Origin of the sequence: Emticicia fluvialis (assembly GCF_024793945.1) — a bacterium.
GTDB classification, from domain to species: Bacteria; Bacteroidota; Bacteroidia; order Cytophagales; family Spirosomataceae; genus Emticicia; species Emticicia fluvialis.
Window position 1 is genome coordinate 91011 of sequence record NZ_JANUSD010000008.1, and the last position, 17650, is coordinate 108660.

A 17650-nucleotide genomic window follows, 5' to 3' on the forward strand; every position below is an offset into this window, starting at 1 on the left:
GATTTAACGAACCGACCGATTATCTAATTAACCAATCCGGCAAGCTATAAATTCAATGGCTCATGATACGGATGATACAAAGCACGTCTGCTGCGCATGCCAAAGCCTACTTCAAAGATGAACTCTCAAGGTCGGATTACTATGTAACTGACCAAGAGTTACAAGGGGTCATACATGGCCGTTTGGCAGAACGTATGGGGATTACCGGACAGGTCACCAAAGACCTGTTCGATAAGCTATGCGACAACAACCACCCCGTAACCGGCCAGCCCTTAACCCCCCGAACAAAAGACGACCGGACGGTCGGATATGACATCAACTTCCATTGTCCGAAGTCCGTCTCCATCCTGCACGTCCTGTCCAAGGATGGTCATATCCTGACCGCTTTTGAAAAAAGCGTCAGGGCGACCATGCAGGACATGGAGCGCGACAGCAAGACAAGGGTGCGTACCAAAGGCCAGGATTACGACAGGTCAACAGGTGAGCTGCTGTGGGTCGATTTCACCCATCAGACGGCAAGACCCGTGGACGGGTCAATGCCGGACCCACATCTGCATGCCCATTGTTTCGTATTCAATGCGACATGGGATGCAGAAGAAGACCGCATCAAGGCTGGTCAGTTCCGCGACATCAAGCGGGATATGCCTTATTATCAGGCCCGTTTCCATAAACGGCTGGCCGATGAACTGATTAAGCTGGGCTACGAAGTACGCCTGACCAAGAACTCGTTCGAGGTCAAAGGTGTTCCGAGACATGTGATTGAACTGTTCTCCAAGCGCACCGATGAAATCGGCCGCGCGGCCAGAGAAAAAGGAATCACTAGCGCCAAAGAACTGGACGAACTTGGCGCGAGAACGCGCAGCGCCAAGCAGAAAGTTCATTCAATGGATGACTTGAATGTGGAATGGGTCAGGCAAATTCACGAACAGTCCGCCCGAGAGGGCCGGACTGAAAACTCGGTCGTCCGTTTTGCGAAGCAAAAAGACGAGCAAATACTGACCCCCGAAATCTGTGTGGATTATGCCCTGAAGCATGGCTTTGAACGGGCCTCCGTCCTTCAGGACAGGAGGCTGCTCGCATCAGCCTATCGCTACGCGACAGGCCATACTGAAGTAACGCTGGACACCATCACTCAAAATTTTGAACAGGATGCCCGTCTGATATATGTACAGGAAAAAGGCAGATTAATGACCACCACAAAAGAGGTGCTGGCAGAGGAAGAAAGGATGGTCAGGCTGGCAAGACAGGGACAGGGGAAACTCCGGCCTTTGTATAGCCAATTGCCAGAAATCAAACTGAAAGGTGAGCAGAGAAACGCCATCGAACATGTATTAAGTACCACCGACCGGGTTTCGATTGTGACCGGCAAAGCCGGCACAGGGAAAACCACCACCTTGCAGGAACTGGTGCCTCTGATTGAAAAGGCCGGTAAGACCGTCACCATCGTTGCCCCATCGGCGGATGCATCCCGTGGGATGCTCCGGCAGGAGGGCTTTACACAGGCAGACACCATTGCCAAATTGCAGCAAGACAAAGAGATGCAAGCCAACCTGTTAGGCCAGGTCTTGATTGTCGAAGAAGCAGGCATGTTAGGAACCCGGAACATGACAAGCCTGCTGGAATTGGCGACCTATCAGAACGCACGGCTGATACTGGTAGGCGATACCCGGCAACACGCAAGTGTGGATCGGGGGGATGCCTTGCGGATATTAAATACCGTAGGCGGTATCAAGACCGCAGAAATCAGCCAGGTTTATCGGCAACAAAATGCCAGATACAAAGAGGCAGTTGAGGATTTATCGGTGGGTGATGTGCAAAGTGCCTTTGAAAAGCTGCATGAAATGGGTGCCATCAAAGAAATAGATAGGATGAAACCCTACGAAGGGTTGGCGAATGATTATATAGAAACCGTCAAGAATAAAAAGTCGGTATTGGTGATTTCACCAACGCACAAACAAAGTGATGAAACGACCGAAGCCATCCGAAAGAAAATGAGAGCCGCAGGCATGCTAGGCAAAAAGGAGCTGGAAGTCTCACGCCTGCAAAACCTGAACCTGACAGAAGCGCAGAAAGCCGACTGGCGCAATCTGCATGAAGGACACGTGATACAATTCAACCAGAACCGACCCAGTATAAAAAGAGGCAGTCAATGGACAATCAAAAACAGTTCAGCAAAAGGTGTTGAAATACAAAATGAAGAAAGCACAAGTGTTCTGTTGCCCTTGGATAAAAGCAGGGATTTTGAGGTTTACGAAAAAAACAAAATCCTGCTATCCAAAAATGATGTTGTGAAAATAACAAAGAATGGTTTTGACGAACAGAAAAACAGGCTTAACAACGGGCAAATGATGGAAGTGATAAGGGTCAGTAAAAACGGCAAAGTACAATTAAGAAATGTCATCAGCAATGCGGAATATGAATTAGATAAGGACTATGGACACCTGACCCATGCCTATTGCATTACCTCCCATGCATCACAGGGCAAAACAGTAGATGAAGTGCTGATTGCGCAACCGGCATCTACATTCCCGGCCACCAGTTCTAAGCAGTTCTATGTATCAGTCAGCAGAGGTCGGGAACGTGTCAGAATATATACAGACGATAAAAAAGAATTGATGGAACATGCCTCCAGGATTGGCGACCGTCAATCAGCCATTGAATTGGTAGGAAATAGGAATAAAGGCAATACTATAATCCAGCAGCAAATCCGGGATAAAATGAATAAGGACATGCCAAAGGATATACAGAAGACCACCATAAAACAGGTAAAGAAACAAACACCGGATAAAGATAAAACTTATGAACCAGGACTTTAAGCTGCGCATCGGTCAGATGAAAGAAAACAATCCGGCACAATCAGAGACAGAGCCGCAAGGCGATGACGATGAACAGTACCAGAGCAAAGGTTCAATCCGAACCTTTGCTCTAATCTGGAAAGACGGCAGAATGCTCGGAATTCCGTATGCCTATGTCTCTGGCTTTAAGTTTGCTATGGAGAACGAAAAGAATGTCATTACCATTGAACTGTCATCTGAAAAAATCAAGTTATACGGCTACGGACTGGCAACCTTATATTGGCAATTTTTTGACCAGTTACCTAGAATTATCAGAGAAGAAGATGAGCGGTATGCAAAACAAAAAGCATGTGTAGTAACCCGAATTGAGATTGAAGAAAAGAAGTAAAGCCCGACAGGGGTTAATCTGCCGGGCTTGAAGATTATTGAATATAAGGTTCACGCTTGCGTATTGTGAAGTAATTACCATTGATAATGCTTACAATGTCATTTGAATTTTCCTGAAGCCAACCAGGGCCTACCTGAAACCATTGGGATTCATTAGGGTTTCTTCCTGAACTGATGATATGAACGCTATGTGTTGGCCGATTGGGATACTCTTCATCAGGCTGAGCCTTATTCTCACGAATTACATACATAGTTCCATTGATGCGAAAGTTGATACCTTTTCCATCTTTGTTCTCCCATCCAGAGCTGATTTTGTGCTTTCTGGGTTCGGAATAACCTTGAGTAAAGATATGTGCAAAGACATCATGCGTAGGAAGTTTTTTGGCAGTGGTTTCAGTTTGGTTTGTCATCATCAAATCTCCTTTGTTTGTGTTGATGATGGCAGCATATAAGGCCCAAAAAGCGGGGATATGCCTCCCCGGACGAAAAAAAATTGATCCGTAGCGCAGCGAAGGCATCCATTTATTTTCGGGAGTCGCTTGCGAGCTTTTTTTACGCAGTAAAAAAAGAGGGGTTAGCATATCAATGCGTTTGGGCCATGCTGACAGCAACATAAACGACAAACAAAGCAGATATTTCTATGATACAAATAATTGAAATCATCTGATAAACTTCAATCTGCCATTATTTTGTCAATGCGTATGTCTGAAAGCCGTGGAGAAACTCAATAGCTTTCTGTGCGTGGGATGCTGCGGAAAAAATCAGGCGTTTGTCATCCTGTAATGCCTTAAGCCAATTCTGAATATAAGCAGCATGGTTTTCCTCCGGCATGGGTTCAAAACCTAAATCAGCGGCCAGAAAGCATGCCCCGATTTCAGCGACCAATTCTTCTTTGGCGTATCCTTCATCCCCCCATTGTTTACGGCCAAAATCACGGTTCAAGCGTGTCGGGTGTTTTGTCCAATGGGTCATTTCATGTGCCAGTACGGAATAATAGTCTTTTGCTGCTTGAAAACTCTCAATGGGCGGCATCGTCACATAATCATCTATTGAATAATAGGCTGCCTTGTTTCCGGCACGGATATCCGCTTTGGTTTGTGCAAAGAATGTTTCCAGCTTTTCAATGCGCTGTGGTGCATCATCTGTAATTTGCAAAGCAGTTTCATAGAAATGCGCGGGCAAACCTTCAATCTGGCAGGCATTAAAGACGGTGTAAGTCTTTAAAAAAGGAATCGGCACGATTTCCTTTTCACCGTCTACGTTCTCTTCCTCTTTCAAAAATTTGTCTGCATAAATGACCTGTGAACCTTTTTCGCCTTTACGGACAGATGCTTTAAAAGTGATAGCTTGGTTAAATGTCATCCAATGCGGTAAATGATACCCTTTCTCTGCACCATAAGCCCAAAGGGCAATGGTGTTGATGCCTGTGTAAGGGATACCATTTGAGCGCAAAGGTCGCTGGACGTTTTGGGATAAATAATCTGCATTCCAGGGCTTGCGCCACGTCAATTCTCCCTTTTCAAGGTCAGTAATGATTTTATTAGTAATGCGGGAATAGATATCATCAGCCTGTTGCATGTATAAACTCCTGAATGCTAGATGGTTTGAAAGTGTGAGGGTTTAAAAAAGTTTGAGTTGCAACGCAATCGGGGCAATGTTCTCATCTGTGTTTAAATGAGTGGAATCATTCACAGATTTATCTGATTGTTGTGCATTTCCTATATCAGCACTGGAAACGATTTTCTGGAGGTTGAGAGCTTTACTTTTTTGGGACAGCTTTGTATTCCAGAAGCCTAATTGATGGGCTGGTGTGTACCAATGGCTAAATTCTTCGAGGGTTATAGTATTGCCATGTACTACAACCGCCGGAATATGAAGCAAAGAGAATTGAACAAATGCGGCATGGACACAGGTAATATCCAGGTCAACGGCTGTTACATGCATGGATTGCTGATAATTAAAACCCTGTTCTTTCAATTCCTCAGCAATGGCAATAATCATGGCACCAGTGCCACAAGCTGGTTCTGATACATTGATAAAGTCAAATTGATTGATAATGTCCTGATGTCGTTTACCAATGGTCATTTTGGACATCATCCGACCGATTGGAAAAGGTGTAAAGAATTGGCCTTTTAGTTCGTTGTGCAGTTCAAGCGCATGGAAAACATCACCAAGAATGTCTTGCGGTCTTTCTTCCAGATGATTGACAAGCAAACCCAAAAGATTAGAAAATTCGTTGAGTTCTTCTTGATTATAATTTTTCACGATTTCTAGATAACGGTCTTCTCTGGGTTCAAAATGGGCTTTATCCGTTGCATTGCTTAATGCAATGGCGGACATTTCGACAAAATCTGAAAATACCTTGTGTGTACGGTGGCGATAGGAAAGCTGGCGGATAAGTTTGACCATGTCTTGCATGGGGATTCCTTTCATATAGGGAGAGATTATTAATTTGGTAGAATTTTATTTTCTGCAAAGGAAAAGTACCCGTAACGTGACAGAATGATGTGGTCCATAATTATGATGTCTAGAAGCTTTGCTCCAGCGACAATTCTTTTGGTTGCTTCCAAATCATTCTGACTAGGTTCCAGACTTCCGGAGGGATGATTATGTGCCAATACGATGGCTGTTGCATTGGCTTTCAATGCAGGTATAAGGACAGTTCTTGCATCAAGTGGGCAAGAATTGATAGTACCAGAAGTCAGACTTACGATACCTAGACAGTGGCTGCTTTGATTAAGCAGTAAAATTTTGGATTGCTCAATCAATTCAATCTTATCTAAATCCCATGAGGAACTGAAAATGTCGTAAGCAACCGAAGGCTTGGAGACTTTAATTCTATCTTGGTAAGGTGTTGGGTTGTAGTAACTGATTTCAATTTCTGATACCTGAAACAGTTCTGAAAAAAGCGGTCTGTTCATCATCAGTTCTCCTTTGTGGGTGGTGGATGATGGCAGCAAAAATGGCTCAAAGCGCGACGATAGCTCCCCGAGCGCTTGCGCGAGTCCCCCCGGGAACCTTTTTTACGCAGTAAAAAAGGGGGGATGAGCGTCATCGGCGCGATTTGAGGCATGCTGACAGCATGCAAACACCACCCATAATGAGGTAATGAATAGATGCTTGTTGAAATGATTTGTTTCAGAAAGATTTGGAAATCAGACAGACCAACATTAGATTTGATTTTTAGTCACAGCAAAAGTTGTTTTGGTTCATGGGGAGCGTCTTCGGCTCCCTTTGACTTTTACAGGATTTACCTTAGGAACCATCAGGTCATTTTGCGCAAATGAAAAATAATCTTCTTTGGTCAATATCAAATGATCTAATATCGGGATATCAAGCAATCTGCCACCTTCTTGTAATCTTTCAGTCATTACTTTGTCACTAGGGCTTGGCATAAGCGTTCCGCTAGGATGATTATGAGCCAGGATGATACCGCTTGCATGACCTAGAAGCGCAATAGAGAAGATAATCCTAGGGTCGCTATGTGACAAGCTAACGCCCCCGGTTGAAACATCAGCCACTCCCAGACAATGATTGCCTCTGTCCAACAACAAAATCTTGAATTGTTCCAGCAATTCGATTTTGCTAAAATCCCACGCACGACGGAAAATGGAATAGGCAATGTTTGGGTCGTTTACTATAATCCTTTCTGAATGTGGAATTTTATTGTGATAAGAAATTTCAATTTTGGAAATGTTATATTCACTCGTCGGAAATGAGTCCATTTCATGCTCCTTCAATTAGTGGCTAGCCTGAGAATACCAATCATTCACATTATCGAATGGTTGGTAGAAGGCATTCATTTTGATGTGAATGAGGCTTTTTTCCGAACCCAAAAGAGAGGAAATGTGCCGAATGGCGCGTCGGCCAGTCGGGTTATTGGGAAGCCAGGAATAAACTTTCTTGTAGGCAGATTGGTAGATATATCCCAAGATTTGTGTTCTGTCTTCCAAGGAATTAAGAATGATAGCGTCAGTTTCCATCTTTTCCACTTTTAAATGAGAAAGCAGTGAAAGATAATCCAAACAAGAATGAAAGATATGTAGTGTATCAGTTTTTGGATTCTTCCCTTTAATAAAGGATAAGTATGGTTCACCAATCCAGCCTTCCATCAATGGATTGGTAATAAAGAAGCCTTCATTTTCATTAGGAAAACCAAGAGCAAAAAAATGCTTCTTGTGCCTAGCTGAATAAATCTTCAATTCAACCAAATACTGTCTGGCGATATTGATAGGAAAATTCAAGTCATTCAGATAAACCAATAAAGCCGGATTTCGGATTGAACTATTCTTTTTGATAAGTTGAACCTGATTGTCTGTTGAGGCCTCTTTTTCTTGGGAGGAACCCATAATAGAAATCCAACGTCTTGCATCGAACGGCGTATGGTCTTGTTTATGAGTTTTCAGGTATTCACAGACCAGTTCAATAAGGGGTTTATCTTCAAGAGGATTAGGCGAAAGCCGGATTTTTTCCTGAATTTCAGTAATAGACAGTTCATTCGCTGCATGAATATTCATGTTGCGCTCCAAAAATTTGAAAGAAGAAATGTTGAAACTTAGTAAGCTAACCGTTGTTCAAGGAACAAACGAAGGTCGGAAGTTCTGTATCGAACCAGTCGTCCAACTCTAATAAAGTTCAGATTGTACCGTCCTGTACTTGCCCAGACGGCTAGGGTGTTAGGGGAAATACCCAGAAACTTTGCAGCTTCTTTGCGAGATAATAGTTTTCCTTCATTATCAGGCATTTTACAGTCCTTCTGATTGCTTGTGTCATTGCAGAATCATTTCGATTGCTGTCATCTGGACTATTTGTAATTGGATTCTTTGCAGGACTGAAATTCAGTTGATACATATAACGTCAGAAAACCTAAATGAAATAATTTACACACATTTGCATGAAATGCTGATGGATTAGGCTCCATATTTATTGATTTCACTAAACCTGATTACATGTCACACAAAATAGCCAATTCACATCATGAAGCACTTAAAAGAATAATCATTCCATTTTTAAAACACAGGAATGCAACATGCTTAATAATTTAGCTCAGTTAGAGAAGATGGACGGATTTATGCGATTGAGCCAGGTATTGAAAGTTATCCCTGTTTCAAGGGCAACGTGGTGGAATGGATGTAAAACGGGAAGGTTCCCGAAACCTTATAAGATTTGTCCACGTGTGACGGCATGGAAAATGAGTGATATACAGAAATGCTTGGAGGAGATTTCTTCCTTTCAGTCAAAGAATCAATAAAATCAGCCCAATCCTGCATCATCTTAATTCTATCAGGAATAAATGTAGCCCGGTCGTAGGCCTGATTAACTTCACCCTTTGGTAGATGCGCCAATTGTCTATCTACCACTTCATGTCTGTAACCCAATTTCTCTTTCAAAATACTCATGGCCAATGAACGGAATCCGTGCCCGGTCATTACTTTTTTGAAACCGAGTTTTGCAAGACCCTGCAAAATGGTGTTATTACTGATTCGGTCATTGCCATGCACAATACTTGGCAGAATATATCCTTTTGTCCCAAACGTATCAGCTAATTCATTTAATACGGATATTGTTTGTCGTGATAAAGGAACAAGGTGAGACTTTCTCATTTTCATTCGCTCTGGTGGGATATTCCATGTGCCTGCTTTCAAATCAAACTCATCCCACCGAGCATCTATTAATTCGATTGTCCGTACAAATGTTAGCAGTAAGAGTTTCATTCCCAAAATTGTCTGTTTATACAGGCGCGGTTCGTTACGGTCTATTGCTTCAAGTAATAAATTCAATTTATCTGGTTCAATAGATGCAAAGTGCTTTTTCTTATATTTTTTCACAGCACCTTTCAAATCTGGTGTAAAATCCCGTGAGGCTCTTCCGGTTATTACTGCATATCTTAAAATTTGTCCGATGATTTGAACAATTCTTTTGGCCAGGTGAAGTGCCTCCCGTTCTTCCATTTTTTGCAGACACAGTAAAACATCCTGAATTGAAACTATGCTTATAGGTTTCTGCCCAATAAAGGGGAATACATTTCTTTGCAATCGGCGAAGTATATCTCTAGCATAATTAGCAGACCAGGTACTGTAATTGCGTTTATGCCATTCTAGTGCCACCAATTCAAAAGTTTGGGCATATTCAAGCTGTTTAAGTTTTTTGTCTTCCTGTTTTTTTTGTGCAGGGTCAACGCCATTCAAAATGTTATTCTTTGCTTCTTCATGGTTAATGCGTGCCTGTAATAATGAGACATTTGGATATCTTCCAATGGTCAACAGCTTTTCTTTTCCATAAAACTTATATTTGAAACGCCAGATTTTTGTTCCTGTAGGTGTTACTTCAAGAAATAATCCACCGCTATCAAACAATTTATACGTCTTTAATGATGATTTAGCGATTCGGCAGTCCAGATCAGACAGGGGCATTACAACCTCCCTTTGGGGTATTTCTTTTGGGACATGAAAAAATACCCCAAAATCTACCCTCAAAATGAGTTGGATTTACCAAGTTTATCTTGCATCTATTTTGGTATAAGAACAGAATAAGCCAGCAAAAGCAGTGGCTTATTAGACTGTATTGGATGAGATTGGATAAAATCATGGAGCGGGTGAAGGGATTGGAGTTGAGTGGATAAATGGTTGTTGTGAAAGTGCTTTTTTCCAAGAAGATTTGAAAATACCCCAAAAAATACCCTATAACACTTGAGTACTAAATGAAGCACTACTTAATTATATGATTATCGCTTGAATTTTACAAGATAAAATCAGTTCCAGATTCTAATTGTTAAAATTGGTTTTCTCAATAAGTCCAGTCCCCATGACTGACTGGAAAACGATTTAGTTCTTCCTTATAGAATCTCCATTGAGGCATGAAACTATCCATCAATGTTAAAAAGCGGTCATTATGATGGCGTTCCAATAAATGGATAAGTTCATGAACCACGATATATTCTAAACAGATAACAGGTTTTTTGGCTAACTCCAGATTTATCCAGATTCTTTTTTGCTCAATATTGCAGGTTCCCCATTTGGTTTTCATTTGTTTAACCTGCCAATCGTTTACCGTAACCCCAATACGGTTTTGCCATTTATCAATAATACCTGGAACAAGTTTCTTTAGTTCTGTCCGATACCACTCATTGATGGTTTCCTGTCGATGCGAGGTGGTGCTGTTTGGTCTTATATACAGGTCTAAATAAGTCTTAGTTTTTAATAAAACCTTCGGTGCTTCATTTTGCTCTGTTATGCGTAGCAAGTACCGTTTACCCAGAAAGTAGTGGCTCTCTCGTTCTTTATATTGTCGTGGGGGTTGTCTGTCTTGTGCTTCAAAATTGCGTTGGTTCTTTTTAATCCAGCTTAATTTTGAAATGGCAAAAAGTCTTACGCCCTCATCGTTTATACGCAAAGGTGCTGCAATACGCACCCTGCCGGTTGGTGGATAAACTGCCAGGTGCATGTGCTTGATGTTTTTACGGATAATATCAATAGATATTTCAGGAGTGATATTTAAAACTTTTGTTTCTTCCATTATCACTTATATCCGTGCTGTTGTTTAATGATTTCAAAAATTAGGTCTAATTTTTCTGATTTCCCAAACTCTTCCAATACAGGCTTAACAACTCTATTCTTTAAATGTTTTTCTTTTGATAGCGTACCTTCCCAATCATCATGTTTGCCTTCAATAATGGCACTATCCAAGCCAAGCGTTAGTAGTTCGTCCTTGTCCAGATTATCATATAACGCTCTTTTGGCTTGTGTATTTATACTTATCGGATATTCCCGACTTGTTTCAGGTTTTTTCACTTTTACAGCTAAATCAACTATGCTTTTCAAATAGGTTTCATATTCTGTGGCTTCTTCATTTCTTAACTGGATTAGTTCGTTTAACAAAGTACTCATTTTCTCATAATAGATGGGGTTGGTCGGGGTTTCTTCTATTATTACCTTTCGTAAGTTATTTTCAATGGTTTCTGCCATTGCTTCTTTGTTCTTCCTGATGTTATCAGGTAATTTATCCAAGGCACTTTCGCCATCTTTTACCAGGAGTTCTACCAGACTAAAATCATCAAAAGAGGAAACTTTTTTGCTTTCTTCTGCACCTATATAGCTGTCAATCAGGTGTCGCATAGCCGGTTCATATTGTTTCAAATCGACCCAGTCGCCGCTAGCCAACTGAATTTCCTCGCGAACACTCTCAAAATGCTGTAAATCCTTTTTAATAGAGGCTATTTCAGCAGTATTATAACCTGCTTCTAACATTTCATCCGCAATGTTAGCATATGCCCGAATCAAAGAAATTACAGCTTTGTATAAAGCTACCCGCTTAGGTTCGGTGTCTTTCAGGTCTTCTTTTATTTGGGTATTACCACAGAAGTAAGCAATGTAATCTTTTGTTTCTTTAGGTGGTGCTACCGGTTCACAAAGTGCTTTAATGATTTCTAGGGCATCATCAAGGCGTTCTTTGCCTTTAGTCAATCGGTCGCTTAATAAGCCTTTCACATCTTCCTTATCGTAATCTTCAAAGGCTTTTGAAGTAAAGTCGTTATAGGCATTTTCAAGACTGCCGAATAAATCTTTGTAGTCAACGATATAGCCGTATTCTTTATCCTCCCCATCCAGGCGATTTACCCGACAAATAGCCTGGAATAAGCCGTGGTCTCTCATACTTTTATCAATATAGAGATAGGTAGCACTTGGGGCATCAAAACCTGTCAATAGTTTGTCCACTACTATCAGGAGTTTCATTTGTGCAGGTTCATCTATGAATCGCTTTTTTGCATCATCTTCAAAATCTTCCGGTGTTTTGCCGTTGAGCATTCTTTGATAAATCTCATACTGCATTATCTTTTCAGTATAATTTTCACCTTCGCCTTTAATATTGGTATGCGTAGGGGCAAAAGAGGTAATAATGGCGCACCTAGTAAAACCACTCTCCTGAAATAACTGATAATAACGACAGGCATTGTATATGCTGTCTGAAACCAAAATGGCGTTTCCTCGTCCGTTTTGTAACCTTTCCCTGGTCTCCATGTCTAAAAGAATATCCGCAACAATTTTTTGAAGGCGACCAACGGAGCTGAAAACCTTTTTCAGAGTTCCCCATTTTTGCTTGAGTTCAATTTTGGCAAATTCAGTTAATCCTTTTGTTTTGCTTTCAAACCATGCATCAATTTTGTCTAATGAGGTAATCTTTTGCTCTATATCTCTTGCTTCATAGCGTAAATCCAGCACCACACCATCTTTTACAGCTTCATCAAATTTGTAAGTGTGAATGTACTTGCCAAAAATTTCGATGCTTTTTTGCTTATCGGCTTTCATTAGGGGTGTTCCCGTAAAACCAATAAATAGGGCATTTTCGCCCAGTAGTTGGCGCATGGCTTTGTTTAAGTCTCCGCTTTGGGTTCGGTGACATTCATCTACAAATACATAGAAATCGCCTTTGGGTTTGAAATCTTTAGGTAAACTGTTTTTTAATTCAGCCAAATAGTTATCGTAATCAGAGGCGCGGCCTTCTTCCTTGTTCCCGAACTTATGGATGAGGGAACACAAAAGCCAGGGTGCGGTAGCATTTAATTTTTCAATGAGGTCAGCACCGCTTTTGGTTCTTACTATCTGTTCATCAACCCCTTTGAAAACCTTTTCAATTTGTTTATCCAACTCGTCACGGTCGGTTATGATTAGCACCCGTGCATTGGGGTTGTATTCTCTTATCCATTTGGTGAGCCAAACCATTGTTAAGCTCTTACCGCTACCCTGTGTATGCCAGATAATGCCTCCCTCTTTTTGGCGAATGCTTTCCTGGGCTGCTTTTAAACCAAAGTATTGATTGGGGCGGCAAAGCTTCTTTTGCCCTCTGTCATATACCACAAAATCGTGCATCAGTTCGAGCAAACGTTCTTTGCCCAACATTTCAATGATATTCTTATCTAATAGATTATCAGCTTTGTCTGCTATTTCCCTGATAGGTTGGGTAAGTGACAAAAGATAAGTGTCATTCGGATTAAAGTCTTCATTGATTTCCTTCCATTTAAGATAATATTTTTCAGGCGTATCAATGGCAGCGTATCTTAGACCTTCTACATTCTGGCCGGCCATGACAATCTGAATCGTTGTGTAAAAGGGTTTTATAAAAAGATGTTTTTGGTTGTCGTTATTCTGCCGGATACCTTCTGAAACGGAAACCGTACTACGCTTCAATTCTAAAACGCCAATGGCAATGCCATTGATGTAAATGACAATGTCAGGGCGTTTATTGTACTGCCCTTTGATAGTTACTTCTTCGGCAATGGCAAAATCATTGTTGAGCGGATTCTTCCAGTCAATCAGATAAACGGTTTCTTTGTTTTGTCCGGTTTCTTCTTTTACATTAATGCCATAGCGGAGAGCGACGTAAACATTTTTATTGGCCTGGTACAGGTCGTCATTAGTGTTGATGGTTACTATCTTTTTAAATTCAAACAGGGCTTTGCTAATAAGTGCCGGACTATACCCTTGCTTGGTTAAATGTGCTTTCAGTAAAGTTTCATCAACATTACTATTGACTTCCTCCTTTTCTAAATTGCCCAGATAGCGGTAGTTCAGTTGTTGCTGAAACAAGGCAACAATGCGGTTTTGGGTAGCACGTTCTATTTGTCCGACTTTGCTCATATCAATCTTATTTTTCCGGTTAAAAGGTTTTGCATCATTCCTAATTTAACTTTTCTGTATTTCTCTAATTTGGCTTCTAAAGCTGTTATTTCATTATCCATATCAGAGAGGATGGTGGCAATGCGGATTTGTTCTTCAAGGGGCGGTACTGGTATTTGGACGGTTTTAAGATTGTTTTTTGAAACGCCATATACTTTTAAGCCAGTTGCAAGTCTATCAAATTGTTCCTTTACATTTTTACAAGAATGTATATAACCTCGAAATCCATTTGTAAAAACACTTGTATTATCTCTCAATAAAAATGTATGCAAGCCGGAAATAATTTTCATAGCTCCGACATTTCTAACTTCTATACTTTTACCAATTCCATTATAATCTTCTGAGGCATCAGCCATAATTAAATCACCTTCTTTTATAAATGGATAATTTTTTAGCAGCTCATTTTTTATTGTTGGTAAGGTGAAATTTTGAACATTTAAGAATGAATCCCATTTAGTGTGAATGTCTCCATAATGGATATATTTTACATTTCCTGATTCAGTTAATTCAGCTCTTGAATAGGTTGCGGTTGGTAAAAAGGTAAATACCTCTCCATAAGTCTTTACTTCCCAACCCTCTTTAGGATGCAGCAATTTTTGCATTACTCCTTGCTTAATATTACGTTTTTTAGCAATGAGTTTTTCTAAACTACTTATCAGTGCATCAGCTTCTGATAGGGCGGAGGCTATGGCAGTTTGTTCGGCTTTGGTGGGCGGAAAAGGAGCCTTTATTAGACTAATTAATCTGGTGTTTAGGTTTGGTTGGCCATTACCTGTCGCCACTACTTCACGTAAATATTTAATTTTAGTATTTAAGAAATGTACTAAATATTCTTTACTGACATTGCTATTGAAATTTTGAAGTGCTGCAATTCCGTCATTAGCACAACATTTAACTCCTAAAATTTTTGCAACACCTAATGTTGCCCCACTATTTGCTATAATTATTGTGTCTTTTTCTAATATCCTGCTGTATTGTGAACCCTCCTCAGTAAGTTTGCTTTCAGTATTATTAACGTAAATTTGAGATACTGGAATGTTTGTTAAGGCAGCTACGGTAAGCCAAGGAATAAAATTTCCATTGAAATATCTTGGGTCTCCGGCCGGTCTTGGAGAGCCTCCTCTGACAGATGTTGAAATTTCTCCAATAGTTTTCACTTCCCAATCCTCAGGAAAAACCCCTACTTCTGTATTTTTATAACCCGCGCTTAGTTCCATACAAATCCCATTTCTTGAAGGTGAGCAATTACTTTTTCTTCCAATTCTACTACAACTTTGGTTTGTTGAGGTAATGGCATTTCGTAACGTTCTGCCAATTCTTTTATCCTTTGGGTGAGGCGTTGACTTATACGTTCCATCTCTGTTTTTATACTTCGCTCTATATTTGCCATCCACTTATCATCTACTACCAATTGTTTTATTTCTACTTCAGTCAATGATTTGTAGCGTTCAATCACCTTAATATCTAATGCAGTTGTGTCTTCTTTGAGTTTTTTGTTCAGTTCTGACTGGTCATCAACCAGTTTTAGGTATTTTTTTAAAACCTGCAATTCTTCGGCATTTTCGGCTTGGGATTTTGAGTTATCAATGGCTTTCAAACGCTTTTGAATGTTAGCTTTGTTTACTTTGTCAAATTCTGCAAAATATCCCTCTTCGGTATTATGTTCTTCTTCTAATTCAGCAAGTTGCGTGGCAATGGTCTCCTTATCAGCTTCCAGTTTTTCAATTGCTTTTTTCTCATTAAAAAAATAACGGTCAATTACTAAGGACTTTGGCACAAGATCACAATCCCAACCTTTATCGGTTGTTTTGTCTGTGTTTTTGTTTTTGACTAAAATCCGATAAGGTTCAGCTTTCCACCCATCTGTTGCAATCAAATAACAATCATCCTGCATTACTTCATTCCAAAAGTTCATCAAATGCTGATAAACATCGTATTTATCAATTAATGCTTTATCTGTGTAGGTAGTAAGTATATCCTCTGAAATACGTTGAATTGTTTGCTTAGGTTTGGTTCCAATTGTTAGGCCTTTTAAGAGCTTTGTATTTCGGATTTTCCAATCGGCAAATAATGCGTCCATTTCTTCACTAAAACTTACAAATTCGGGGTGATTAAAAATAGTTTGCTTGATTTGCTCTTTGCTTATTTTCAATTGGCTGTAATTCGGTCTGCTGCATGCAGCAAACAATTCAGTTTTTAAAGTCTTGTACACTTCCCAATACTGGTTCAATGCTTCAATATCAGCATTCGGAATGCCGCCTAATAGATGCGCTTCTATGTCCTGAATATCTTCCGCCACCTGGCTATCAATGTACCGTGGTATATTTAGGTTAAAATCATTCTTAGGGTCGCTGATTTCTTCTACACTCACCAAACGGCTATATTTTGGCACATCAGTTTGTTTGTTAAAAATATCCACAATTTTGTGAATATCCTGCTCACGCAAGCGGTTTTTATTACCATCTTTTATAAAGCCTTTGCTGGCATCAATCATAAAGATATGTTTGCGTTCACTTGCGCCTTCTTTGTCTAATACAATTATACAGGCCGGAATACCTGTGCCATAAAACAAATTGGCAGGTAGGCCGATAATGCCCTTGATGTACCCTCTTTCAATAAGGCTTCGGCGTATCTCTGCTTCTGCATTTCCCCTGAACAATACTCCATGCGGTAGAATACAAGCTCCTTTACCAGTACTTTTTAGAGATTTGAGGATGTGTAAAAGGAACGCATAATCTCCGTTTTTTTCTGGGGGCGTTCTATAGACTGTCTTACCTGTTTTTTTACTTTCAATCTCATCCTTTTCAAAGCGTCCATAGATATCGTCTTGTGGATTAAATCCAGTTGCCCAGTTTTTGGACGAGAAAGGAGGATTGGCTACCACAAAGTCAAAGGTTTTCAGATAACCGTTACTGTCTTTAAAAAACGGGTCTGAAAGCGTGCTTTGCCCTCTGTGAATTTGTATGGCTTCTTGTCCATGTAAAATCATATTCATGCGAGCAAGCGCAGCCGTTGCTACATCTTTTTCTTGCCCATAAATAGTGCCTTTCCCATCAGCCTCATCTACGGCTTTTAGAAGCAACGAACCCGACCCACAGGTGGGGTCGTAGAAAGTCGTTTTATTAGTAGCATGATGAATATTAAGCACTTTTGCCATTACGCGGCTTACCTCGCTTGGCGTATAAAACTGCCCTTTACTTTTCCCGCTTTCAGTTGCAAACTTTTTCATCAGATACTCAAAAGCATCCCCTAAAATATCATCTCCATCGGCACGATTTTTACTAAAATCAAGGGCAGGGTTCTCAAAAATAGTGATAAGATTAGTGAGCCTATCGACCATTTCTTTACCCTTGCCTAATTTGTCGTCATCGGCAAAGTCAGCTACATCAATCACTCCCTTCAAATCATTTGCACCGGCTAATTCTCCAATAATAATATTAATTTGGTTGCCAATATCTTTGTTGCCCTTTAGGGCTTGCATATCTTTAAAACTACCGCCTTTGGGTACTTCAATAATGGCATCTGTATCACCAGCATATTTGTCTGAAACATATTTTACGAATAATAAAACCAATATATAGTCCTTATATTGACTTGGGTCCATTCCCCCTCTTAGCTCATCGCAACTTGCCCAAAGAGAACTGTATAACTCTGATTTCTTGATTGCCATTTTTCTCTATCCTTTATTTCTGATTTATGAGTATTTATAAAATTTATTAACTATCTGCTAAATGTATTAAATTGTGAAAAAAGACCAGATAAATGCCTTGCTGGCCGGTTCGTTTTCTGTAGTAA

Annotated in this window: 14 protein-coding genes and 1 pseudogene; 3 read left to right on the forward strand and 12 right to left on the reverse strand. The window is 40.4% G+C overall.

The window, feature by feature from the left end; translation table 11 throughout:
* Window positions 1–62 precede the first annotated feature (62 nt).
* Together mobF and NZ848_RS10930 are read left to right on the forward strand one after the other, a co-directional pair.
* On the forward strand, window positions 63–2816 hold the full coding sequence (mobF, locus tag NZ848_RS10925; RefSeq protein WP_259015513.1) for a MobF family relaxase: 2754 nt from the start codon (window positions 63–65) through the stop codon (window positions 2814–2816).
* Window positions 2800–3183 (forward strand): hypothetical protein, encoded by a 384-nt coding sequence (locus tag NZ848_RS10930; RefSeq protein WP_259015514.1) that lies wholly within the window; start codon window positions 2800–2802, stop codon window positions 3181–3183. The genes mobF and NZ848_RS10930 overlap by 17 nt, the downstream gene beginning before the upstream one ends.
* Before the next feature lie 34 nt (window positions 3184–3217).
* Here the strand turns inward: NZ848_RS10930 and NZ848_RS10935 are convergent, their stop codons facing one another.
* From NZ848_RS10935 to NZ848_RS10965, 7 genes are all read right to left on the reverse strand, one after another.
* Window positions 3218–3763, reverse strand: coding sequence for a hypothetical protein (locus NZ848_RS10935; RefSeq protein WP_259015515.1), 546 nt, complete (start codon window positions 3761–3763; stop codon window positions 3218–3220).
* A gap of 103 nt (window positions 3764–3866) precedes the next feature.
* Window positions 3867–4760: an ArdC family protein gene (locus NZ848_RS10940; protein WP_259015516.1), complete on the reverse strand. Its 894-nt coding sequence runs from the start codon at window positions 4758–4760 to the stop codon at window positions 3867–3869.
* A gap of 42 nt (window positions 4761–4802) precedes the next feature.
* Complete coding sequence (locus NZ848_RS10945; RefSeq protein ID WP_259015517.1) at window positions 4803–5615, reverse strand: N-6 DNA methylase; 813 nt, start codon at window positions 5613–5615, stop codon at window positions 4803–4805.
* Window positions 5616–5629: 14 nt separating this feature from the next.
* Window positions 5630–6106: a JAB domain-containing protein gene (locus NZ848_RS10950; protein WP_259015518.1), complete on the reverse strand. Its 477-nt coding sequence runs from the start codon at window positions 6104–6106 to the stop codon at window positions 5630–5632.
* Between the two features lie 285 nt (window positions 6107–6391).
* Window positions 6392–6907 (reverse strand): JAB domain-containing protein, encoded by a 516-nt coding sequence (locus tag NZ848_RS10955; RefSeq protein ID WP_259015519.1) that lies wholly within the window; start codon window positions 6905–6907, stop codon window positions 6392–6394.
* A 15-nt stretch (window positions 6908–6922) separates the two neighbouring features.
* A complete protein-coding gene (locus NZ848_RS10960; protein WP_259015520.1) occupies window positions 6923–7699 on the reverse strand; it encodes a hypothetical protein in 777 nt (258 codons plus the stop codon).
* A gap of 38 nt (window positions 7700–7737) precedes the next feature.
* Window positions 7738–7926, reverse strand: coding sequence for a helix-turn-helix domain-containing protein (locus tag NZ848_RS10965; RefSeq protein ID WP_259015521.1), 189 nt, complete (start codon window positions 7924–7926; stop codon window positions 7738–7740).
* 327 nt (window positions 7927–8253) lie between these two features.
* Here NZ848_RS10965 and NZ848_RS10970 point away from each other — a divergent pair, with 327 nt between their 5' ends.
* Window positions 8254–8433: a helix-turn-helix transcriptional regulator gene (locus NZ848_RS10970; protein WP_259015621.1), complete on the forward strand. Its 180-nt coding sequence runs from the start codon at window positions 8254–8256 to the stop codon at window positions 8431–8433.
* Window positions 8434–8491: 58 nt separating this feature from the next.
* Here NZ848_RS10970 and NZ848_RS10975 read toward each other — a convergent pair.
* The 5 genes and pseudogenes from NZ848_RS10975 to NZ848_RS10995 all read right to left on the reverse strand — a co-directional run.
* A pseudogene (locus tag NZ848_RS10975) lies at window positions 8492–9595 on the reverse strand (tyrosine-type recombinase/integrase); the annotation flags it as partial.
* A gap of 373 nt (window positions 9596–9968) precedes the next feature.
* On the reverse strand, window positions 9969–10697 hold the full coding sequence (locus tag NZ848_RS10980) for a M48 family metallopeptidase (RefSeq protein ID WP_259015522.1): 729 nt from the start codon (window positions 10695–10697) through the stop codon (window positions 9969–9971).
* 2 nt (window positions 10698–10699) lie between these two features.
* Complete coding sequence (locus NZ848_RS10985; RefSeq protein ID WP_259015523.1) at window positions 10700–13816, reverse strand: type I restriction endonuclease subunit R; 3117 nt, start codon at window positions 13814–13816, stop codon at window positions 10700–10702.
* The gene (locus tag NZ848_RS10990; protein WP_259015524.1) at window positions 13813–15072 is read right to left on the reverse strand and encodes a restriction endonuclease subunit S; all 1260 of its coding nucleotides are present in this window, start codon (window positions 15070–15072) and stop codon (window positions 13813–13815) included. The genes NZ848_RS10985 and NZ848_RS10990 overlap by 4 nt, the downstream gene beginning before the upstream one ends.
* The gene (locus tag NZ848_RS10995; RefSeq protein WP_259015525.1) at window positions 15063–17525 is read right to left on the reverse strand and encodes an HsdM family class I SAM-dependent methyltransferase; all 2463 of its coding nucleotides are present in this window, start codon (window positions 17523–17525) and stop codon (window positions 15063–15065) included. Before NZ848_RS10995 ends, NZ848_RS10990 begins: the two co-directional genes overlap by 10 nt.
* Between the last annotated feature and the right edge of the window lie 125 nt (window positions 17526–17650).

What these genes read in the sequence shown, in the direction of transcription:
- mobF (WP_259015513.1), top strand. Translation starts at nt 63, where the DNA reads ATGATACGGATGATACAAAGCACGTCTGCTGCGCATGCCAAAGCCTAC.
- NZ848_RS10930 (WP_259015514.1), top strand. Translation starts at nt 2,800, where the DNA reads ATGAACCAGGACTTTAAGCTGCGCATCGGTCAGATGAAAGAAAACAAT.
- NZ848_RS10935 (WP_259015515.1), bottom strand. Translation starts at nt 3,763, where the DNA reads ATGCTAACCCCTCTTTTTTTACTGCGTAAAAAAAGCTCGCAAGCGACT.
- NZ848_RS10940 (WP_259015516.1), bottom strand. Translation starts at nt 4,760, where the DNA reads ATGCAACAGGCTGATGATATCTATTCCCGCATTACTAATAAAATCATT.
- NZ848_RS10945 (WP_259015517.1), bottom strand. Translation starts at nt 5,615, where the DNA reads ATGAAAGGAATCCCCATGCAAGACATGGTCAAACTTATCCGCCAGCTT.
- NZ848_RS10950 (WP_259015518.1), bottom strand. Translation starts at nt 6,106, where the DNA reads ATGATGAACAGACCGCTTTTTTCAGAACTGTTTCAGGTATCAGAAATT.
- NZ848_RS10955 (WP_259015519.1), bottom strand. Translation starts at nt 6,907, where the DNA reads ATGGACTCATTTCCGACGAGTGAATATAACATTTCCAAAATTGAAATT.
- NZ848_RS10960 (WP_259015520.1), bottom strand. Translation starts at nt 7,699, where the DNA reads ATGAATATTCATGCAGCGAATGAACTGTCTATTACTGAAATTCAGGAA.
- NZ848_RS10965 (WP_259015521.1), bottom strand. Translation starts at nt 7,926, where the DNA reads ATGCCTGATAATGAAGGAAAACTATTATCTCGCAAAGAAGCTGCAAAG.
- NZ848_RS10970 (WP_259015621.1), top strand. Translation starts at nt 8,254, where the DNA reads ATGCGATTGAGCCAGGTATTGAAAGTTATCCCTGTTTCAAGGGCAACG.
- NZ848_RS10980 (WP_259015522.1), bottom strand. Translation starts at nt 10,697, where the DNA reads ATGGAAGAAACAAAAGTTTTAAATATCACTCCTGAAATATCTATTGAT.
- NZ848_RS10985 (WP_259015523.1), bottom strand. Translation starts at nt 13,816, where the DNA reads ATGAGCAAAGTCGGACAAATAGAACGTGCTACCCAAAACCGCATTGTT.
- NZ848_RS10990 (WP_259015524.1), bottom strand. Translation starts at nt 15,072, where the DNA reads ATGGAACTAAGCGCGGGTTATAAAAATACAGAAGTAGGGGTTTTTCCT.
- NZ848_RS10995 (WP_259015525.1), bottom strand. Translation starts at nt 17,525, where the DNA reads ATGGCAATCAAGAAATCAGAGTTATACAGTTCTCTTTGGGCAAGTTGC.